Consider the following 21511-nt stretch of genomic DNA (forward strand, 5'->3'; position numbering starts at 1 on the left):
CAATTGTGAGAAAGGTGGTTTTTCTATTGGCTTTTATCCTAAAATTTAGTAAACAATGACACTTTTGTTAAAGTATTTAAAAAATGATTTTACAAATTATGTTTTATGATATTATTTCTCTAACATCAATGTTAACTACTATACTTCATGTTAAAAATTTTTATATCTGATCTTGTTAAACTTAATTGTTGGCCTTCAATTAATTTAAGAAAATGTTCTTGAAGCCAACAAAATTTAACATTTCAATACTAATAACAGAAGGAGTTGTAAAGATGAATCATGTGAAAGGACAAGTTAAAGTATTAAATGAGTACGAGATTAATAAGTCAACAATGGCAATCATTCCAGAATTTACGGTCGATTTAGTAGTGATTTCAAAGGTATTCGAAACAGATGATAATTTTTATGTTTTAATGAAACCCATTGAAATTATTGAAAGAAGCTGTGCTTACTTCGGGAGTAGTTACCGGGGTAGGCGTGAAGGAACGAAACAAATGATTTCCATCACTCACAAACCACCAATAGCGATTAGCTCAATGAATCAAATTTTCTTTTTCCCCACTTCATCTTCTTTAAAAGTAGAATGTTCTTGGATCTCCTACAATCATGTTTCTAATTTCAGAGGCGGTAAATACAATCGATCAGTTGTTGAATTTTTCAATGGTGTTGAACTTCCATTAGAAATATCTCGGGGTTCATTTGAAAACCAATTATACCGAACTGCACATTTAAGGGCTATTTATGAAGATCGCCTCAATCCTGAAAATACCCAACAGAAATCTTATAAATTAATCCCTGATAACGAAATTACATCATATATAAAAGGAATTTCAATACACGAAAAATAAAAGTAAAAGATTAAAATTTGACTACTTAACATTTAGTAAAGTAGTTTTTTTATGGGGTTTATTTGTACAGATTTGTAGAAGAAAAGATTATTGAGAAATTCCGAAATTTAGTCCATTCGATTCTTAATAAGAAGGAGCTGTTAAAGTAGATTGTAGATTTCTTATGCAAATAACTGGCAGGTTAGTTACATAAGGATTCAATACCAACGATAGATATATTCCAACAAAAGATCAAAATGCGTTATCGTTTAAATATGGTTTGTCTAGAGTAGAAACATGAGGAAGGTGTGCAGAAGTGTGAACAAAAGAATATTTTTGAATTTATTTACTGTGATTTTACTATCTGTATTTGTTTGTCCGGAAATTAGGGACTATGAAAAAATCCCTAGTTTTACTAAGGATTTAAAATAATTTTAATTATGATAAACGCTTGATTTAGAATATACAAGTTCATAGTATTCAGACATTTCTGCTTCTGTTATATTGTATCTTCTTTGAATTTCACTGTGTTCTTCCAATAAATTTTTTGACCATTCCATTGATTGTCTATCTGTTATCTTACCAATCTTTAGTAACATTTTATTTTTTGCAAATTCTGACCTGAATTTAAGTTCGAATTCAGCAATTTCTACGATTTCTTCAGGAGAATGTTTTTCTTCGTTATGGCTAGAAGTGCTATTCATTTTAAGTATTATACCAATTATTACTATTACAATTACAATAAACCATACCACAATATCACCACCTTTCATTTTCATAATATCATGTATAAATAACTAATAGTTAAACTATTCCAAAATTTATATGCCTTAAATTTTTGTATTTTCCCCAATCTGTGGGTTGCGGAAAAATCACTGAACAGACTTCGTCAAAAAAAGTGCAGACCCCACCCAACCAGCACGGCTTCTAAGACTGTTCAAACCAAGAAGAGTTCATCTTATGGTGACACAGAAAAACCGACGAGCAATATTGAACCCAACAAAAGTGTTCCTGCATCTAGCACTTCAAAGGTAACAGGTCTAATTGAAGTAAACGGCGGGGATATATCAGGACATAGACGCTCGAATGTCAACGTAGAAATCGGATTTGGAAAACGGGAATATTGGGCTTATACAAATGAATACGGACAGCTAATTCGTGTTGAGGCGAAAAAGATAACACTTCAAAATCGACAAACTCTATTTCAACGCATGAAAAAACTACTTTTCCATTCAGTGAAGTAGTTTTTTTATTTATTTCAAAAATAGTTTATTAGAATTACATTAAGTATCATTAGGAACAAATTAGTAAAAAAAATTTTATAAGATAATCAGTTGAATTATTACAAAAAATACTAGTTAGAATCATTTATTATTATTGAATAAATAGTTATATGTGATAATGTTAACAGTAAGGATATCTATTTAGAAATACGGCTTAAGGAGAGATTCATATTTAAATGAACGTTTTTGACTTAAAGGCTTTTTTTACAGAAGAACATTTTTTACATCTCATTCAACAATACAAAGATTATGGTCCACTAGTTGGAATATCAATCCCTTTTATTGAAGCAATTTGTCCAATTTTACCTTTGGTCATTTTTGTATTTGCTAATGCAGCAGCATTTGGTCCTTTATTAGGTTTTTTATATTCATGGATTGGTTCTTGCTTAGGTTCCATTTTACTATTCTATGTTGTTAGAAAATTTGGTCAGAAACGATTTTTTTCATTTGTAAGTAAGCATAAGAAAGTAGAATCATCAATAGGGTGGATTGAAAAAAGGGGATTTGGTCCAATTTTTATTATGTTTGCATTTCCGTTTTCGCCATCTTTTTTAATAAATATAGTAGCCGGTTTGTCCCGTATTAAAATATCCCAATTTCTAATCGCGTTAGTACTTGGTAAATTTACTATGATCGCGATGATTAGTTATTTAGGGAAAGATTTAACTTCAGTGTTTCAAAAACCGATTAAAGCATTGTACATAGGAATTTTTATTTTCGTATTATGGATTGTTGGAAAAGTGATTGAGAAACGTATGGACATCAAAGATAAAACAACAGAGAAAAAGAGTGCGTCTCGATCATCTGATGAGCAATAAAGCATTATGACTCACGGAGGGAGAGAGCAACTTTATGCTAAGAAAAGAAGTATTAGACTGGGGAAAAGCCATCATTATTGGGATCGCAATTGCTTTTATTGTAAGAACGTTCTTATTTTCTACATATGTAGTTGATGGAGAATCTATGATGCCAACTTTAAAGGATGGAAACTTACTAGTTATAAATAAATTTGGATATGAAATTGGTGATATTAACAGATTTGACGTAATTGTATTTCATGCAAATAAGCAAGAAGATTATGTTAAACGTGTCATTGGTTTACCTGGAGATTCAATTGAATATAAGGATGATCAGCTTTATATTAACGATAAAAAATGGAATGAAGCATATTTAAATGATTACAAAAGTTCTTTAAAAGGAACAACTTTTACACCTGATTTTAATTTAAACGAAGTAACAGGTAAAACGAAAGTTCCACCAGGCTATGTTTTTGTTGAAGGGGACAATCGACCAAAAAGTTATGACAGTCGTTTGTTTGGATTTGTAAAAATTGATAAAATTGTAGGGAAGGTCGATCTACTTTATTGGCCACTTTCAAGTTTGAATACGAATTTTAACAAATAAGCTCCTTATGGGGGCTTTTCTTATTAGGTACACATTTAAACACTTTTTTACTAAACAATAACCATTATTCTAATACATTAAGGGGGGAGTTATATGTCGTTTCAATTTATATTAGGACGTGCAGGAAGTGGAAAAACGCATCACATTTTAAATGAAATTACGGATAGATTAAAGAATGAAACAAAAAATATCATCTTTATTGTACCTGACCAAATGACATTTCAGATGGAATATGAATTAGTTAAAAGGCAGGAAAGAAAAGCAATTATTAATTCCCAAGTTTTTAGTTTTACTCGATTAGCTTGGAAGGTTTTACAAGAAACAGGTGGAATCAGTCGGATTCATATAGGTGAAATTGGAATTTCTATGATTCTTAGAAAGATTATTGAGGAAAAGAAAGAAGAATTGAAAGTTTTTCATCAGGTTGCTGATCGACAAGGATTTTATAAGGAACTGACGGGCCTTATTGCTGAGTTTAAAGGTTTTCAAGTTTCTACAGATGAATTATCTTCCGTTATTTTACAAATGGAGCAAGATTCATCAAAGGATCATATCTTTATTCAACAAAAGATAAATGATATTCAAATAGTGTTTGATGCTTTTAATACATATATGAAAGATAAGTATCTTGATTCAGAAGACTATTTAAATTTGTTGATTCAAGAATTACCTAAAAGTGATTATATAAAAGACAGTATTATTTATATTGATGGATATTATGACTTGGCACCTCAAGAGCGAAATGTAGTTGAGGAGTTAATGAGATATTGTAGTGAGGTAAATTTCTCTCTAACAATCGACCGACCATATGATGATTTTTTACCACATGAATTAAATTTATTTTATAAACCAGCGCTTCTATATCAACAAATTAAAGAGATTGCTTTAAATACAAAGCAAACAATAAAGCAACCTGTTATTTGTCATCATAACTTTAGAAATCAATCGAATGATTTGACGTATTTCGAAACAAATTTTGATAACAGACCTGTAAAGCCTTCGTTCGAATCAGATGGAATTAAGATTATGTCGGCATCTAATCGTCGAGCTGAAGTAAATGGGATTGCGAAAGATATTATTAATAAGGTACGTGATCAAGGATACCGATATCGTGATATAGCCATTTTCTTAAGAAATGGAGATTCATATTCACATTTGATTTCAACTATTTTTCATGCGTACGAAATACCCATTTTCATAGAAGAAAAGCGTTCAATGCTAACGCATCCATTATTTACGTTTTTACAAGCTACTTTCGATATCATTCAAAAAAATTGGAGATATGAATCAGTTTTCAATGCGTATAAAACGGAATTAGTTTATCCATTCGAAAGCAATCGTGATAAGAATCGTGAACAGCTTGAGTTATTTGAGAATTATTGCATAGCGTACGGTAAGCAAGGAAAAAGGTGGACGATTGAAGAGCCATGGAAGTATCGAAAGTATCGCTCAACTGAAGGTATTGATAGAGGGATAACAAATGAAGAATTAGAATTCGAGGCATTAATCAATTCAGTAAGAGATTTATTAGTAAAGCCAATACTTGCATTTCAAAGCAATCTAAAGCAAGCAAAAAATGCGAGAGAAATGTGTGTAGCATTGTATGAATTTGTTGAATCGCTAGATATTTCAAGGAAGCTTCAACGTTTAAAGGATGATGCTGAAAATCGATCCAATTTAATTGAAAGCAAAGATCACGAGCAAGTTTGGAAAGGGTTTATTCAACTTTTAGATGAGTGCGTTGAATTAATTGGAGAAGAAAAGCTGTCTCGTAAAACATTTTTTGAAATTCTTCAAACTGGTTTTCAATCACTTCAATTTGCGAATGTTCCTGCATCATTAGATCAAGTAAACATAGCTGATTTTGATCATTCAAGATTACAAAATGTAAAGTGTGCATATATCATTGGTGTAAATGAAGGGGTTATTCCAAGGAAGGCTAATGAAGACGGACTATTAGGCGATACTGCCCGAGAGTTTTTACAATCATTTGGTGTGGAAGTAGCACCAACAAGTAAGCACCAATTATTTGTAGAAAATTTTAATATCTATACTGGAATTAATCGAGCAAGTCATGAGTTAATCATTAGTTATCCGTTAGCAAGTGATGATGGGAAAAGTCTTGCCGCATCGAGTCTCATTCAAAGGATAAAATCGATTTTTCCAAATATACATCAACGATTTGAAAGTGGAGACTTAACATTTAGTTCCGTAGAAGAACAGCTAACATCTATTACAAATTATGGTACAGCGTTAACAAATTTAGTATCTCAGCTTCAAGTTTGGTCGACTAAGGAAACTGAAACGAATATGGATTTATGGTGGACGCTTTATAATGTCTTACGAGAAAATTCTGATTCAAAAGATAAACTGTATAAAGTGATAAGTAGCGTAATGTACAACAATATTGCGAAAGATCTTGGAGAAGATTTAAGTACAGAATTATATGGGGAAGAATTGAGTGGATCGGTTTCGCGAATTGAGCTTTTCCATCAATGCGCGTATGCCCATTTTGCACGATATGGTCTTAAGCTACAAGAACGTGAAATTTATAAGTTTGAATCATTTGATATGGGTCAATTATTCCACAGTGCTTTAACAATTATTGGAGAGAATCTTTTACAGGCCGGGAAAAGCTGGAGTAGTTTAACGAATTCAGAATGTGATGAATTAGCAGCAAAAGTAGTAGATGAAATCTCGCCAAAGTTTCAACGTGAGATTTTGCTAAGTACGAATCGTTATATGTTTTTAAAGAAAAAAATGAAGGATGTTATTGCTAAAGTATCCTCAATTTTAAGTCAACAAGAGCATGCAGGTAAATTCGTTCCTGTTGCTTTAGAAGTACCATTTGGTATAGGTAAACAGCTAAATTCTTATGAACTTCCGATTGATGGGAAGAGAAGAATGGTATTAAATGGCCGAATTGACCGAATTGACAAAGCAGCAAGTGAAAAAGGCGATTACTTACGAATTTTGGATTATAAATCAACCAAAAAGGAATTAAAATTATCAGATGTTTACTACGGACTTGCTTTACAGTTACTAACATATTTAGATATAGCTGTAGCAAATTCAACAACATTACTTGGAAAACACGCGGACCCGGCTGGTATTCTTTATTTCCATGTACAAAATCCGATTGTTAAAGTTAAAAATAATATCGAACTCGATGAAATTCAGGATGAAATCTTTAAAAAGTTTAAAATGAATGGATTACTTTTAGAAAATCGTGAAAGTAATACGTTAATGGATGAAGCATTAATTCAAGACGGAAGCTCTTCAAAAATTGTGCCGATTAGGCTTAAAAAAACCGGAGAGTACATGGCAAAATATTCAAAAACGGTAAAGCCTGAACAATACCCAATGATGACGAATTATATAAAGCAAAAATTTACGGAAGCTGGTCAGCAAATATACAACGGTTTTGTAGAAGCAAATCCATATCAGCAAAAGGATAAAATACCATGTACATATTGTTCGTATCAATCAGTATGTCAATTTGATGCGAATGTAAAAGGAAATGAATATCGTGTTCTACCTCCTTTAGAAGATAGTGAAGCATTACAAAAAATGATCGAGGTGGTGAATAAAGATGAGTAAAGAAGAAAATAACGCAAGTAAAACTACATGGACAGTCGACCAACAAAAAGCGATCGATTTCGAAGGGTCAGATATACTTGTAGCCGCTGCTGCTGGTTCTGGAAAGACGGCTGTTCTTGTTGAACGAATTATTCAAAAAATCATTCGTGATGAAAACCCAATAAATGTTGATGAATTACTTGTTGTTACTTTTACAAAAGCAAGTGCCCAGGAAATGAAAGAAAGGATCGGGATTGCGTTAGAGAAACAACTTGTAAATAATCCTGAATCTGATCATTTAAGGAAACAAGCTTCTTTGTTAAATAAAGCTTCAATCTCAACTATTCACTCTTTTTGTACGGAAGTCATTCGATCAAATTACTATATGGTAGAGTTAGATCCGAACTTCCGTACTGCAGAAGAAATTGAGATTCAATTACTGATGGATGAAGTGTTAGAAGAGTTGATGGAGTCAGAATACAGTGATGAATCTAATTTAGTCTTCTTTGATTTAGTTGATCGATATACTAGTGATCGAGATGATAATGATTTACCAAAATTAATATTAAAGCTATATCGTCATGCAATTTCTAACCCAAACCCAAGTGATTTTTTAAATGCATTCATTCGTCAATATAATGTAGAGGGTAAATCAGTTGATGAGATCCCTTTTATTCAAGAGCTTAAGAAATTTATTCAAAATGATTTGATTGCTTGTATAAATACTTATAAACAGGCATTATATTTAATTGAAAGTCCTGATGGTCCAATTAAGTATGCTGATGTGTTTAAAGAGGAGTATGGTAATTTAGAATGTTTATTTTATGCCTCAGAAAAATCATGGGAAGAAATTAATGTCGGTCTACAAAAAATAGTATTTAATCGATTGCCCACTATTAAAAAGACAGAGGGAGATCAACAGAAAAAGGAATTAGTAGCGAATTTCCGAAAAGATGTTAAAAAGAAGATTGATGATATAAGAGATAAGTATTTTAGTCGAAGTATTGACGTTCAATTAAAACAAATAAGTGAATTAAAGCCCCTAGTTGAAAAGTTAATTGAACTTGTTAATCGTTTCATCGTGTTATTTAAAGAAGCAAAATTAGAAAATGGAATTTTAGATTTCAATGATTTAGAACACTATGCACTTGATATTTTAAAGGAAAAAGACGAAAAAGATGTATTAGTCCCTTCATCGGTTGCAAGAGTTTATCAAGAAAAGTTTAACGAAGTATTAGTTGATGAATACCAAGATACGAACTATGTACAAGAATCGATTTTAAGATTAATCACAAAAGGCTCGGGAGCTTCTGGCAATCTTTTTATGGTTGGAGATGTTAAGCAATCAATCTATCGCTTTCGATTAGCCGAACCACAGCTGTTTATAAATAAATACAATTTATATGAAAAAGAGAAAAATGAAAGAACTGGTTTAAGAATCGATCTTTCTAAAAACTTTAGAAGTAGAGCGGAAGTATTAGATGCAACCAATTTTATATTTCAACAAATTATGGGAAGAGAAATTGGTGGAATTGAGTATGATGAAGATGCGATGCTAAAGCTAGGTGCGAGCTATCCTGAATACTCAGATTGCGCTGCTGAATTAATCTTATTAACGAATTCGGATGAAGAAGAAAATGAACCTGAGTTCAGTGAACAAGAAAATGATGATCTTGTTGAAGAAAAGCTTGAACAAATTGAGGCAAGGTACGTAGCAAGAAGAATAAAGGATTTAGTCGAAAGTGAATATTTAGTAACGGAAAAGACTGGAGAAATGAGACCTGTAAAATATAATGATATTGCTATTTTAGGCCGTTCATTATCAAATGCAGATTTGTATATAGAAGAATGCAAAGCGTTAGGTATTCCGCTATATGCTGAGAAATCAAAGGACTTATTTCAAACAATTGAAGTGGCCGTCTTTTTAAATTTACTAAAGCTAATCGATAATACGATTCAAGATATTCCGCTTGCATCTGTCCTACGTTCTCCAATTGTTGGACTTTCGGAACCAGAATTAACGTTGATTAGACTTAATCATAAAAATGGATCTTTTTACGATGCATGTCAAGATTATCTAAATAATTATGAAAACCGTCATAAACAGCTTTCAATTAAATTAGTAAATTTCTTTACACAAATAAAGGAATGGAAACGACTCGTTAAAAGGGAGACACTTTCAATCTTTATTTGGAAGGTATTAAAGGAATCTACATACTATGACTTTGTCGGAGGCTTACCAGGTGGTAAACAAAGGCAAGCAAATTTAATCACGATATTTGATCGTGCTAAAGCATTAGAAGAATCAAATTATAGAAGTCTATTTCAGTTTTTAAGATTTTTAGATCGTATGCAAGAAAGAGATGAAAAGCTAGATGAGGTTCGTATTTTAAGTGATCAAGAAAATGTCGTTCAAATGATGACAATCCATAAAAGTAAGGGATTAGAGTATCCTGTCGTGTTTGTCGTGAATTCATCTAAGCAATTTAATATGCAGGATTTAAGGGCGAAATTCATTTTACAAAAGGAATTAGGTCTAGGTATGAATTTTGTACATCCTGCGTATCGCACGACTAATTCAACTCTTTTGAAGGAAACAATCAAGCGCAAGGAACATGAAGAGTTAATTTCCGAAGAGTTACGAATTCTTTATGTTGCATTAACTCGGGCAAGAGAAAAGCTTATTTTAGTAGGTAAAGTAAATGATGCGCAAAAAATGATCGAAAGTTGGAAGGAAGTTGAAAACCATAAAGAATGGCTACTGCCCTTAAATGTTATTAGTGGTGCCAAAAGTTATCTTGATTGGATTGGACCTTCAATCATTCGTCATGATTCTAGTAATGCAATTAGACTCGAAGATGATTTGTGGCATACAGAAAATGAAATTCAGTTTTACCCATGTCGCTGGAATTATTCAATTGTAGATGCTTCTACAATTCAATCATTGGAAGCTGAGGAAGTAGAAAATAATAAAGTCGAAGTATTCCAAGCTTTTCAGTCAAAGGAACCGATTCAAATTAACAATGACGAGCTTCATGAAAAACTAGAGAATCAATTAAACTGGCAATATCATCATAGACAATCAACTCTGTACCGACCAAAACAATCTGTTACCGAATTAAAAAGAAAAATGCAAGAGGAAGATCCATATAGTCAAAGTTTTACAGCGACTAAAACAAAAGATTTTCCACTTGAAAGACCGAAATTTATGTCAGAACAAAAAATGAACTCAGCTGAAAAAGGAACCGCTACCCATGCTGTTATGCAAAATTTAGATTATCAATTTGTTTCAACTCATGAAGAAATCGTAGAACAAATAAGTAGCATGGTTTTAAAAGAATTAATTACCCAAGAGCAAGGGAAAGCTGTAAATAGCTTGGAGATTTTTGAATTCTGTCAATCACAGCTTGGTCAATTAGTGGCAAACTCAAATCAAAATCTGCGTGAAGTACCATTTAGTTATGGTGTTTCAACAAATGAAATTTATAAAGATTGGGAAGATGAAGAGGAAGTTGTATTAATCCAAGGGATCATTGACTTACTTTTAATTGATGGAGACGATGTTATATTAATTGATTATAAAACCGATCGAACTGATGCATTTGCAACAAGCGATGCCTTGAAGCAAGAAGCAATTAGAAGATATGGTGTTCAACTCGATCTTTATTCAAAGGCAATTGAGGCGGGGATGGATAAACTAGTTAAAGCTAAATATTTATACTTTTTCGATGGTGGTCATATTGTAGAGTTATAGAAAAAAGCGATGCTTAAGGCATCGCTTTTTTGTGTATTATAGAGTCGCTACTTCATTTTGATCTACTAAATCAGCATCTAACGTATTAGTTGCACTTGCACCACTTATTGTTGCTGGTATAAACCCAGTATTACCTGAGCCTGAGCCGAAATATGATTTTGTTTGCGTTTTTGGTGAGATATTATTAAGATCTCCTGTATTTATATTTCCTTCATTGCTTGTGATGACAATTGCACCAAGAAATGTTGGCATGAAATATCCTCCTTACTTAATCGTTTATTTTTGTTTCTGATGTTTCTTTTTTTTGTCTTGTTACTACAGGTACTGAAGGCACGCTTGGTACTACTGTGTGTACCGGAACTACAGGTGCTACAGGTGCTACCGCGTGTGCTGTTACAGCCGGTGAAACTGGTACTGTTGGCTGAACAAGAACATCTGATTGGATTGGTTGTACTTGCTGGCCTATAAGTGGTTGCATAAGTTGAGAAAAAGTAGGTTGAGCATGACTAATGCCTGGCGTTTGGTAATGTATAGTAGGTGATGATGTGAAATGTCGTATTTGATGAACCCGTGCTAGCATTGTAGCGCTATGAACTGAACCAATAACGGAAGCACTTGCCGAACTTATCCCATTATAATTAATCGAACCAACCTGGATTGTGGGGTTAAGATTTACTCGATTTAATTTCACATTCGGTATATATGGAAGATGTGTTGGAATTACTTTATAAATAGGATAAATTTCAAATACATCTCTGTTTGGATCGGCTAAAATGTTTCCTTCTTCTTGTAATGCAAGAGCATTTGATTCTGCATTGATTGAAAATGCATCCCCAAACTGTAAAACACTTGAAAATAGGACTGTATTTACATCGTACCGTTCCACTGCGGCTAAACGAAATCTTGGATCAATTTTAAACATTAACTTACAGATAAAGGTACAAATGGTCCAATAATTAATGATTCTGGTGGAGTGTCAAATATAGAAGATAGTGAAATGTTATGAGCATCTCCAATTAGAAATAATGAAGATGATGAAATAGCTGTAAATTTTATGTCTTCAACTTGTAAATTGCAATTTGTTACATTTAAATTCATCCTTTATTCTCCTTTCCGATATTATGCGGTAAGTTTTGTAAAAAGGCACTATAGGCAGTTCGGATATCATTTAACATGTGTAAAACGACTTCTTCTGAATATTGGAGAGGATTATCAGCGAAGTTGGGTTTATTTTTATATAAATCAATGTAGTAAGGAATCCTAATATCCATTTGATTCCGAATATCATCGATCATCATTTGGCGATAATAATCATCTACTGCAACTCTAAGCTCTGTTTCTAATTGGAGAATGGTTTCTAGTGCTTCTTCTTTTAAATGGAAATTGATTCGATCTGCTATATATGATTTCAAAGCTTTTATATTATTGTCAGGTTTAATATCAATTTGTTGGTTTTCCACTGTTAAATCATCGAATGTTGGAGCTTGAAGTGGATTCAAGCCAATTGTTAACGTACCATTTAAATTTTCTACTTTTAATTGGTCAAATTTATATTCAATCTTATCAATCTTTGTCTCAGGTCTTTGAGAAAGTTCAATAACAGTGACTTCAAGATGAGCTATTTTAGCTTTTAATTCCTCAATTATTTGGGACTGCTCATATAGTAATTGCTCAATTTGAGTCTGTCTTAATTCTAGTTGATTCATAGAATTCCCTCGCTTTCAATTTGCTACAGGAATAAAATTATGTCGTTTGCGAAGTTTGAACGATTTGACCTGGTTCAGTAATTGGTGGTGCTGGCTCTAAATAATCTCCAGTATTATTCGTAATCGTTCTAGCATTTATATTTCCTGTTGTTCCAATTTGAAAAACAGATGAGTTTACGATCCCACCGGTTTTTAGCTGATTAATAATAATTGTTTGATGTATATATATATTCAAACGACATCCTCCTTTACATATTGCCAACCATTGGTTGATCAACTTGATCTTGATCATATACGTTCGAAATACTTTTGTTGTTATAAACTGTAACATTATCACCTGTATTAAACGAACCAGCACCGGCATACGTTTGAGCATTACTTTTAGGTATGATATTATATGCGTCACCCACGTTAACTACACCACTACTACCGATACTGACAATATTAATTACTCCAACATAAGCAGGCATGACTGTACACCCTTTGTTCTTTTTATGATTATGTATTATATGGCCATTTAACCTAAAATGTGATTGTAGACTATGTATTGTTAAGAAGTATTAATTTTTATAATAGGAAGAAAAGGGTGAAGGGGAAATAAAAAAAATACTAGCTGCAATTAGAATAAACTAATCGCATGCTAGCTATTAGGCTCTCCTTTTAGAAGAGGTAAAGGTCGAGATCATATTCATTAGCCTGTCCAATTCCTGGCTACATAAAACTGTTTTCTTGTTCGTAAAGCCATATCGTCCCGCATAATATACCATTCGGGCCCGTTTTTTCTCTATAACATGAAGCAGCAATTTAGTCACCAACTTTGTTCAAGAATAGGGAATTATGTCTAGGTCTCACGATGTATGTAATGCTATTATACAAAATCATTTTCATATGAGAAGACATTCGCTAAAAGAAGTGTAAAACTTACAAAATACTACAATATTCATCTGCATTCCATCTTCGGATAGTGGAAATTGAAAGGTTTTTGTAGGATAAACTATACGGAGTGTCGAATTGTAAGGAGCTATAGATGATATTGAATTTATTTTCGACAGTAGATTACAATCCTAGATTAATATAATTTATGATTTTTAAAAATGAATATTAAGCCATGCTTTTCATAACGGTTAATAGGTATAAAATCATAGGTTATATTTTGAACAATTTGTGAATTTTTTTAAATCTTTTCCATTTCCATTTCATCTACATTTTTCCTTATTCAAGCACTTATGTTATGATTATTTAGAATATATATTTGGGAGGAAATGAAATGATTCACTTACATATTACATCGTGGGTAATCGCTATTATTTTAGCTTTATTTGTTGGGCACGGATACAAAAATGGTTGGAATGTGAAAGTTGCTCATATGATTTTACGTCTTTTATACTTCGTTATTTTAGGAACTGGACTGTATTTATTTATTCATATTTCAAATAAAGAAAATATGCCGTCTAATATGATGATGCTTTATAACGTAAAAATGACACTTGGTATTCTTATGTTAGGTGTGTTTGAATATTTCACAGTGTCTTCTAAGAAACACCGTAAAATGGTTATTCCTGCAACTATTTTTACAGTATTTATTTTAGCTTTATTATATTTAGGATTTAGATTACCACAAGGTTTTCACTTCTTTGCTTAATAAAAAAACTGTCACAAATTTCTTGTGACAGTTTTTTTGTATTTATGAAAGTTGAGTTAATAGGTAGCGGTTACCTGTTGCTTTCGTAAGTTCAAATCGATGGTTTTGTTCTTCAGATGAAATTCTAAATTGGTGATATACTGAACAAACAAGTTCTCCATTATCAAATACAATGAAATTTACTCCTTCTGAAGGTGAACCTTCAGGTTGAAATGAAAGGAAGTTGTGACAGTACAAGCAATCGTATAGGGAAAAACTATGCGTATTTAGTAGGTACGCTAAAGTATAAAATGATTCATCGGTCAAATTTTTCAATAGTGAATCGAAGCTATATAAAAGCTTTCTTTGAATACGAAGGATATCGCCATTTTGTAATTTTTTCTTTTTGGAATACTGAATAAGAAAATTACCATTTTTTAAAGAAGCAGGAACCCACTCTTCATTTATAGAAACTTCAAAATCTTCATCGATAAGATCCTCAAGTAAAAATGCCTCATCAGTTTCATCATCGAAAAAGACCCATTCATCATTTATTTCTTCAATTGCTCCAATAGTAAAAGCGCGAGGTTGCTTTTGAAATAATTGTGATCGGTGCTTAAATTGCATTAAGTAACCTCCAGTTACAAGCGTTCTGCTGTTCATTGTTTAATTACATAGGTTCAAGTGAAAAGTAGTGATTTGGACATTTTATTGAATCATAAAATTAAGTATCTAATAGAATCTTTTTTTCGTTCGAACCTTTTTTTGAATCTCGAATATTGTTTAAATGGATTAAAAATTTTACTCTATTTTCCGACCGGTATTAGGGTTTATAAATCATAATAGCTGCGTTTATTTCGATTTTAATAAAGCTGCTACTTTTTTCATTTATTGACATAACTTAACTATTTTATAACTATGCAAAAATTTAAAAAACGTATGGACAAATATTGATAAGTTACAAACTTTTTTTGAGGATTAACGCACCTATTTTTAAAAAGAATAATACGATATAGAATTAACTTTAGTTTTATAGGGAAATAGCCCAGAAAGGAGAAAAAAACATGTGCGGTATAACTGGGTGGGCAGATTTTCAAAAGGACTTGTCCAATGTAAATTCAATGACAAAAAAAATGGCTGAAACATTGTCTAAACGAGGTCCAGATGATACGAATATTTGGACGTCGAATCATTGTAGCTTTGGCCACAAAAGATTAGTTGTAGTTGATCCAGCAGGTGGAAAACAACCAATGCGTAAGACGAAAGGTAACTTCACGTATACGCTTTGCTACAATGGTGAGTTATATAATACTGAGGATATTAGAAAAGAACTTTTAAAGAGAGGCTACACGTTTCAAGGTCATTCAGATACTGAGGTTCTACTAACAAGCTATATTGAGTGGAAGGAAGCATGTGTAGACAAATTTAATGGAATATTTGCTTTTGCAATCTGGGATGAAGAAAAGGAAAGTCTATTCATTGCAAGAGACCGTTTAGGAGTTAAACCTTTATTTTATAAAGAGGACTATAAAAGATTATTATTCGCTTCAGAAGTAAAGGCAATTTTAGCAAATCCTGGGGTAAAGGCTGAATTAACTGAAGAAGGGCTCTCAGAAGTATTTGGACTTGGTCCATCTCGTACGCCTGGAAATGGTGTTTTTGATGGAATTAAAGAACTCCGTGGTGGTCATGCTATGACATTCTCAAGAAATGGACTTAAAATATGGAAATATTGGGATGTTAAAAGCGATATACACACAGACTCAGTTGATGAAACGATTGAAAAAGTACGTTTTTATGTTGAAGATGCAATCGTAAGGCAATTGGTTTCCGATGTGCCTTTATGTACGTTTTTATCAGGTGGAGTGGATTCTAGTACGATTACAGCAATCGCTGCTAATCATTACGCTAAAGAAGGAAAAGGACAATTAACCACATATTCAATCGATTATGAGGAAAATGATAAATATTTTACATCAAGTGTATTCCAACCAAATTCAGATGCACCTTGGATTGAGTTAATGTCCTCAACATTTAATACGAATCATCAAAGATGTGTCATTACAAACGAAGAACTAGTTCAATATTTAGAAGAGGCTACAGAGTGTCGTGATCTTCCAGGAATGGCGGATGTCGATTCTTCATTATTATGGTTCTGTCAAAAAATTAAACAGAACTTTGTAGTAGGTTTATCAGGAGAATGTGCTGATGAAATTTTTGGTGGATATCCTTGGTTTCACAGAGAAGATGATTTGAACAGACCAGCATTTCCTTGGATGAGATCAACAGAACTTCGTCAAAAGCTTTTAAAAGACGAATGGAGTAAGAAGTTGAATTTAGCTCAGTACGTTCAAGATCGATACAATGAGACTGTAAAAGAAACGCCAATCCTTGAAGGAGAAAGTCCATTAGAAGCTAAAAGAAGACAACTGTTTTATTTAAATCGTCAATGGTTTATGGCGCAATTATTAGATCGAAAAGATCGGATGAGTATGGGAGCGAGCCTTGAAGTGCGTGTTCCTTTTGCAGATCACCGACTTGTCGAATATGTATGGAATATCCCTTGGGAGCTTAAAATGTATGGAGACCGTGAAAAAGGCATTTTAAGAAAGTCTCTTGAAGGTCTGTTACCAGATGATATCTTATACCGCAAAAAAAGCCCGTATCCAAAGACGCATAACCCGGTATATACAAAATTAGTTGTTCAAAAATTAAAAGAAGCTTTAAAAGATAAAAGCTCAGCTCTTTACGAGTTTCTTGATAAAGAGCAATTAAATAGTTTAGTTGAAAGTGAAGGAAAAGCATTTCAAGTTCCATGGTACGGACAATTAATGTCTGGACCTCAGTTATTAGCTCACTTATATCAAATTCATGTTTGGTTTAAAAAATTCAATATTAATGTGAAAGCTTAAATTATAGGGGTGATCTTTTTCACCTCTTTTTTTGTATGTTAAATAGCAGAGTGGAACTGCAAATAAAAGGGAAGAGCTGTAATTAAAAAGTCAGAATGCGCTATTAAAAACTTGATAATTGCAATGAAAAAGCCCAATCACCTATATTAAAAATCAATGCTATTTTTACAAAAAATCTAATACTCAATAAAAATTTTAGCCACCATCCATATCTACAAAATTCTTGGAGTAGCGGTATCAAATGAATATCATGAACTAAGAAATAAAAAACCTAGTCATATTTAACGACTAGGTTTTAAAAATCTAATAATCGTTTTGTAAAGCGTCTCTTCCTTCTTCTCCAGTGCGGATTTTTATCGCGTTTTCAATAGGGTATACAAATATTTTTCCATCCCCAGGTTTTCCTGTTTTTAACACTCTTTTTGCCTCATCAATAACAGCTTGAACAGGTACATCACATACGACTATTTCAACTTTTATTTTTTCATGTAAATTGATCGTTCGTTTTTTTCCTCGATACACTTCCGTATAGCCTGATTGCATTCCGCATCCTAAAACGTTCGTTACGGTCATTCCAGTGATTCCTACCTTTGAAAGGGCATCTTTTAAAACATCAAATTTATCTGGCCGAGTAATGATTTCAATTTTCGTTAATTTTGCAGTCATTTTTTTCCCTCCTTAAATACTTGCGTCATGATATGCTTTTTCTCCGTGTATGCTTAAGTCAAGGCCGAGGTTTTCTTCCTCTTGATCGACGCGGATGCGGATGAAAAAGCCTATAACTTTCACAATTAAAAAGGTAATAACTCCTGCAAAAAGATAGGTTGCTAAGATAGCGAGTAGTTGTTTCCAAAGAAGTGATATGTCACCGTAAAAAAGTCCGTTTGCACCAGCACTATTTACTGATTTTGTGGCGAATAAACCTGTTGCAATAGCTCCCCATGTCCCTCCGATTCCGTGACAACCGAATGCGTCTAAAGCATCGTCATATCCGAATTTATATTTTAAGTATGTTACTGCTAAAAAGCATATGACTCCACCTAAAAATCCAATTACGATTGATGAGAGAGGTGTGACGAATCCGCAAGCAGGTGTAATTGCAACTAATCCAGCTACGGCACCACTAACTCCACCTAAAATAGTAGGTTTTTTATTTACGTACCATTCCACTAGCACCCAAGCAACTGAAGCTGCAGCAGCCGCAGTATTTGTATTAATGAATGCAGTTAATGCCACATCATTTAATGTTAAGGCACTACCGACATTAAAACCGAACCACCCAAACCATAATAGTCCTGCGCCTAATACAGTTAGTGGTAAATGGTGAGGTGATGTAGATCCGAAATCTCGTCTTTTGCCAAGAAGTAGAGCCAGAACTAAACCTGAAACACCGGAGGAAATATGGACAACTGTTCCACCAGCGAAGTCTAAAGCACCTAGATTACGAAGCCAACCATCCACGCCCCAAACCCAGTGAGCTAATGGATCGTAAACAAATGTTGTCCATAAAAGTGTAAATAATAGAAATGCTGAAAATTTCATGCGTTCAGCGAAGGCACCTGATATAAGAGCAGGAGTTAAAATTGCAAACATTAGCTGGAACATCATGAAAAGATTATGAGGGACTGTTGCGCTGTAGTTATCATTTGGAGTAAAACCAACATCCTTTAATGCTGCCCAAGAAAAGTTACCAATCAAATGATTAAAATCTGGACCGAATGCTAAAGAGTAGCCAATTAACACCCACTGGATTGATACGATTGCCATAGCAGAATAGCTATGCATTGTAGTACTTAATACGTTTTTACTTTTAACCATACCGCCGTAAAAAAGTGCCAAACCAGGTGTCATAATCATGACTAAAACTGTTGAAATAAAAAGAAATACACTATCCGCAGCTTGAATACCATTCATCTTCATTCCCCATTTCTTTAATGTTAGTTTTTATAACATTAAATGTTATATAAGTTATCATATTCAGAATATATGCAAAATTCAATAATAATTTCACGAAAATTCCAAAAAAATATATAAAATTATAATGAAAACGCTAACATATATCTAATTTGTTAGAAAATCTAACATAACGTAACTGGATGAATAAAAATACAGACCCAAAATGAGTCTGTATCTTCAGAGTGTTGAAATATAAAATGGTCAATAAGGTAAACGGACATTAAATAACATTTATTTAATGATGAAATTATCATTTTTTGGATGATTTATTAATGGTTTTAAATGTTAATATGTTTGAGCAATTTCATGATTCCAATAATACTAGTAATGATTTTTTCAGAAGTTAAAAATATTATGAGCTAATTTTTAGACAAACAAATTCGATTTAATTGACATACAAGCTGATTAATATACACTAGTTAAGTTACTCTAAGTAAAGGCTATTTGATTAGGATTTATTGCGGACTTTTTTTGATGAATAAGTTGATTGGAACGAAAGGGTGTTCGACTCCTATGGGATAAGCGNNCTGTAGTGGAAATCAACATCATTAAACTCCTTTTACGAAAATTTGGTAATTTAATTGACAGGGTTGTTTTTCAACAGCATGAAGATACAGACTCAACTAAAAGAGTCTGTATCTTCTATTTGTAAAATTAAAAAGTCGGTCTCAAGTAAATCAACACCAATTGAATCAGACTCAGTTGCAAACTGTTCGCCATTCCATACATTTGTAATTCTTTTCTTACTTAAATTTATTGGTACTTGAACTGTTTGTTTTTCGCTGGAGTTATTAATTATGATAAAAAAATGAAATTGATTATTCTTTCTTTCATACATAACAATGTCGGGCTGTTCAGCTTGTACCCAATTAAACTCACCGTCATTTTCTAAAACTGAGTATTTTTTTCTTAAAGAAATCAATTTTTTTATTGAATTAAAGATACTTAAATTATATTTTGATTTGTCCCAAAGCATACAGCTTCGGCATTCGGGGTCATTTCCACCTTGTAGACCAATTTCATCCCCGTAGTAGATACATGGAGTTCCAAAGAAGGTAAATAAAAAGACATATAATAGTATCACTCGTTTTTCATTTTGATTACATTGAGTCAGTATTCTTGGTGTATCATGTGAACCTAATACATTGAAGAGTGCTTTGATTACAGGTAATGGATATTGAGCTATTAAATCGTTAATCGAATATTGGAATTGTATCTTTGAAATTGATTGATACCCGAAATAAGCAAAAAGTGATTTCATTAGAGGATAATTCATAACAGAATCGAATTCGTCGCCTCTTAGCCATGGCATTGCATGGTGCCAAATCTCACCTACAATAAACAAATCATTTTTTAGTTCCTTCATTTTTTTATTAAATAGTTTCCAAAAATAATGATCGATTTCGTTCGCTACATCTAAACGCCAACCATCTATATTAAATTCTTTTATCCAATAAGAACCTATTTCTAATAAAAAATTCTGTACTTCTTTATTTTCTGTATTTAGTTTTGGCATTTCCTTTACAAAAGAAAAAGTTTCATACGCTAAATTGTTTTGTACATCTTTAAAAAAGTGAAACCACTCAAAAAAGGCGGATTCCCTTCCGTTTTGCAATGCGTCTTGAAATGGTGGAAAGGATGCACTTGTATGGTTAAATACTGCATCAAGCATTACTCGAATATTATTTTCATGACATCTTTCGATTAATGTTTTTAAGACTTTTTCATCTCCAAAAGTAGGATCTATTCTAAAATAATTGATTGTATTATATTTATGATTTGAATTTGCTTCAAAAATAGGAGTTAAATAAATTCCGGATATTCCTAAATTTTTAAGATAATCTATTTTTTGAATAACACCTTCTAAATCACCACCAAAATAGCTTGAACTCGTTGGTAAAGTAGAGCCCCAAGGAGTCGAATTGATAGGATTATTCTTGTTATTCCCACTAGCAAATCGATCGGGGAAAATTTGATACCAAATCGTATCATTAATCCAACTCGGAGGTGATATTAAATTATTTTTATGAAGAAATGGCAATGTAAAACAGTTTGACTGATCATTAGGGTTAAAATTGTTTGAAAATCCGCCCTCACCATAAAATAGAGAATCTTGCTCATTTTTTAAAAGAAATTGATATTTCATTCGTTTATTTGGAGGGATTACATTTACTTCCCAGTAGTCGAATAGTTCTGTGGAAAATGCAAGATACATGGAGAGTGATGATTCAATTTGCCAACCTGAATCACTAAATTTGAATGGATCCCCGAAATAAAAAATAATTTCTGTACAATCACCTTTTTTGGTTCGAATTCTTAAACGATAGGTTTTATCATCTATTGAAAAAGCATATTGATCATATGGCTGATGATATATTGATTCAATTTGCATGATCCCACCCTTTATTTTTAGTAAAATTTTATTATTAATGTCTATAAGGAATTAACTTGCTATCTAATTTAGTAACA

The 21511-nt window shown here is 32.5% G+C and carries 19 protein-coding genes; 7 read left to right on the top strand and 12 right to left on the bottom strand.

Translation table 11 applies throughout. The features are described 5' to 3' along the window. Positions 1-272: 272 nt before the first annotated feature. On the top strand, positions 273-848 hold the full coding sequence (locus ABEY15_RS13480; protein ID WP_429890620.1) for a competence protein ComK: 576 nt from the start codon (positions 273-275) through the stop codon (positions 846-848). 413 nt (positions 849-1261) lie between these two features. On the opposite strand, the gene ABEY15_RS13485 is transcribed toward ABEY15_RS13480, so the two are convergent. After that, a complete protein-coding gene (locus ABEY15_RS13485) occupies positions 1262-1582 on the bottom strand; it encodes a hypothetical protein (RefSeq protein ID WP_429890621.1) in 321 nt (106 codons plus the stop codon). Positions 1583-2286: 704 nt separating this feature from the next. Between ABEY15_RS13485 and ABEY15_RS13490 the strand changes: the two genes are divergently transcribed. The 4 genes from ABEY15_RS13490 to addA all read left to right on the top strand — a co-directional run bounded on the left by ABEY15_RS13490 (position 2287) and on the right by addA (position 10847). Further along, positions 2287-2928, top strand: a complete 642-nt coding sequence (locus tag ABEY15_RS13490) for a TVP38/TMEM64 family protein (RefSeq protein WP_429890623.1) — start codon at positions 2287-2289, stop codon at positions 2926-2928. A gap of 34 nt (positions 2929-2962) precedes the next feature. Further along, positions 2963-3514 carry a signal peptidase I gene (lepB, locus tag ABEY15_RS13495; RefSeq protein WP_429890625.1) on the top strand — a complete coding sequence of 184 codons (552 nt, stop codon included), beginning with the start codon at positions 2963-2965 and terminating at the stop codon, positions 3512-3514. A 93-nt stretch (positions 3515-3607) separates the two neighbouring features. Continuing rightward, positions 3608-7114: a helicase-exonuclease AddAB subunit AddB gene (gene addB / locus ABEY15_RS13500; protein ID WP_429890626.1), complete on the top strand. Its 3507-nt coding sequence runs from the start codon at positions 3608-3610 to the stop codon at positions 7112-7114. Next, positions 7107-10847: a helicase-exonuclease AddAB subunit AddA gene (gene addA / locus ABEY15_RS13505; RefSeq protein ID WP_429890627.1), complete on the top strand. Its 3741-nt coding sequence runs from the start codon at positions 7107-7109 to the stop codon at positions 10845-10847. Before addB ends, addA begins: the two co-directional genes overlap by 8 nt. A 36-nt stretch (positions 10848-10883) precedes the next feature. Here addA and ABEY15_RS13510 read toward each other — a convergent pair whose 3' ends face one another. The 7 genes from ABEY15_RS13510 to ABEY15_RS13540 all read right to left on the bottom strand — a co-directional run bounded on the left by ABEY15_RS13510 (position 10884) and on the right by ABEY15_RS13540 (position 13356). Beyond that, on the bottom strand, positions 10884-11099 hold the full coding sequence (locus tag ABEY15_RS13510) for a spore germination protein (protein WP_129690388.1): 216 nt from the start codon (positions 11097-11099) through the stop codon (positions 10884-10886). Between the two features lie 16 nt (positions 11100-11115). Then, entirely contained in the window at positions 11116-11769 is a 654-nt protein-coding gene (locus ABEY15_RS13515) for a spore germination protein GerPE (protein ID WP_429890628.1), read from the bottom strand. Beyond that, the gene (locus tag ABEY15_RS13520) at positions 11769-11945 is read right to left on the bottom strand and encodes a spore gernimation protein GerPD (RefSeq protein ID WP_429890630.1); all 177 of its coding nucleotides are present in this window, start codon (positions 11943-11945) and stop codon (positions 11769-11771) included. The genes ABEY15_RS13515 and ABEY15_RS13520 overlap by 1 nt, the downstream gene beginning before the upstream one ends. Beyond that, positions 11942-12553, bottom strand: coding sequence for a spore germination protein GerPC (gene gerPC, locus ABEY15_RS13525; protein WP_429890632.1), 612 nt, complete (start codon positions 12551-12553; stop codon positions 11942-11944). The genes ABEY15_RS13520 and gerPC overlap by 4 nt, the downstream gene beginning before the upstream one ends. A 37-nt stretch (positions 12554-12590) precedes the next feature. Then, positions 12591-12788, bottom strand: coding sequence for a spore germination protein GerPB (locus ABEY15_RS13530; RefSeq protein ID WP_429890633.1), 198 nt, complete (start codon positions 12786-12788; stop codon positions 12591-12593). Positions 12789-12801: 13 nt separating this feature from the next. Then, entirely contained in the window at positions 12802-13023 is a 222-nt protein-coding gene (locus tag ABEY15_RS13535; protein WP_429890634.1) for a spore germination protein, read from the bottom strand. Between the two features lie 177 nt (positions 13024-13200). Next, complete coding sequence (locus ABEY15_RS13540) at positions 13201-13356, bottom strand: aspartyl-phosphate phosphatase Spo0E family protein (RefSeq protein WP_088012099.1); 156 nt, start codon at positions 13354-13356, stop codon at positions 13201-13203. Positions 13357-13820: 464 nt separating this feature from the next. Between ABEY15_RS13540 and ABEY15_RS13545 the strand changes: the two genes are divergently transcribed. After that, positions 13821-14195, top strand: coding sequence for a DUF1516 family protein (locus tag ABEY15_RS13545; RefSeq protein ID WP_429890635.1), 375 nt, complete (start codon positions 13821-13823; stop codon positions 14193-14195). Between the two features lie 42 nt (positions 14196-14237). Here ABEY15_RS13545 and ABEY15_RS13550 read toward each other — a convergent pair whose 3' ends face one another. Next, positions 14238-14801 (bottom strand): DUF2777 family protein, encoded by a 564-nt coding sequence (locus ABEY15_RS13550; protein WP_176526030.1) that lies wholly within the window; start codon positions 14799-14801, stop codon positions 14238-14240. A gap of 437 nt (positions 14802-15238) precedes the next feature. Here ABEY15_RS13550 and asnB point away from each other — a divergent pair, with 437 nt between their 5' ends. Then, positions 15239-17086 (top strand): asparagine synthase (glutamine-hydrolyzing), encoded by a 1848-nt coding sequence (gene asnB, locus ABEY15_RS13555; protein ID WP_429890636.1) that lies wholly within the window; start codon positions 15239-15241, stop codon positions 17084-17086. A gap of 303 nt (positions 17087-17389) precedes the next feature. On the opposite strand, the gene ABEY15_RS13560 is transcribed toward asnB, so the two are convergent. From ABEY15_RS13560 to ABEY15_RS13570, 3 genes are all read right to left on the bottom strand, one after another. Continuing rightward, the gene (locus tag ABEY15_RS13560) at positions 17390-17752 is read right to left on the bottom strand and encodes a P-II family nitrogen regulator (RefSeq protein WP_069032963.1); all 363 of its coding nucleotides are present in this window, start codon (positions 17750-17752) and stop codon (positions 17390-17392) included. 12 nt (positions 17753-17764) lie between these two features. Beyond that, positions 17765-18991, bottom strand: a complete 1227-nt coding sequence (locus ABEY15_RS13565; protein WP_098948512.1) for an ammonium transporter — start codon at positions 18989-18991, stop codon at positions 17765-17767. A 670-nt stretch (positions 18992-19661) separates the two neighbouring features. Beyond that, on the bottom strand, positions 19662-21434 hold the full coding sequence (locus ABEY15_RS13570; protein WP_429890638.1) for a glycoside hydrolase family 13 protein: 1773 nt from the start codon (positions 21432-21434) through the stop codon (positions 19662-19664). Positions 21435-21511: the final 77 nt, after the last annotated feature.

Source organism: Gottfriedia acidiceleris (genome assembly GCF_050457485.1).
GTDB lineage: Bacteria > Bacillota > Bacilli > Bacillales > Bacillaceae_G > Gottfriedia > Gottfriedia acidiceleris_D.

Coding starts and splice junctions, on each gene's coding strand:
- ABEY15_RS13490 (WP_429890623.1), top strand. CDS start 2,287: ATGAACGTTTTTGACTTAAAGGCTTTTTTTACAGAAGAACATTTTTTA.
- addA (WP_429890627.1), top strand. CDS start 7,107: ATGAGTAAAGAAGAAAATAACGCAAGTAAAACTACATGGACAGTCGAC.
- ABEY15_RS13520 (WP_429890630.1), bottom strand. CDS start 11,945: ATGAATTTAAATGTAACAAATTGCAATTTACAAGTTGAAGACATAAAA.
- addB (WP_429890626.1), top strand. CDS start 3,608: ATGTCGTTTCAATTTATATTAGGACGTGCAGGAAGTGGAAAAACGCAT.
- ABEY15_RS13515 (WP_429890628.1), bottom strand. CDS start 11,769: ATGTTTAAAATTGATCCAAGATTTCGTTTAGCCGCAGTGGAACGGTAC.
- asnB (WP_429890636.1), top strand. CDS start 15,239: ATGTGCGGTATAACTGGGTGGGCAGATTTTCAAAAGGACTTGTCCAAT.
- ABEY15_RS13535 (WP_429890634.1), bottom strand. CDS start 13,023: ATGCCTGCTTATGTTGGAGTAATTAATATTGTCAGTATCGGTAGTAGT.
- gerPC (WP_429890632.1), bottom strand. CDS start 12,553: ATGAATCAACTAGAATTAAGACAGACTCAAATTGAGCAATTACTATAT.
- ABEY15_RS13570 (WP_429890638.1), bottom strand. CDS start 21,434: ATGCAAATTGAATCAATATATCATCAGCCATATGATCAATATGCTTTT.
- ABEY15_RS13560 (WP_069032963.1), bottom strand. CDS start 17,752: ATGACTGCAAAATTAACGAAAATTGAAATCATTACTCGGCCAGATAAA.
- lepB (WP_429890625.1), top strand. CDS start 2,963: ATGCTAAGAAAAGAAGTATTAGACTGGGGAAAAGCCATCATTATTGGG.
- ABEY15_RS13545 (WP_429890635.1), top strand. CDS start 13,821: ATGATTCACTTACATATTACATCGTGGGTAATCGCTATTATTTTAGCT.
- ABEY15_RS13550 (WP_176526030.1), bottom strand. CDS start 14,801: ATGCAATTTAAGCACCGATCACAATTATTTCAAAAGCAACCTCGCGCT.
- ABEY15_RS13510 (WP_129690388.1), bottom strand. CDS start 11,099: ATGCCAACATTTCTTGGTGCAATTGTCATCACAAGCAATGAAGGAAAT.
- ABEY15_RS13480 (WP_429890620.1), top strand. CDS start 273: ATGAATCATGTGAAAGGACAAGTTAAAGTATTAAATGAGTACGAGATT.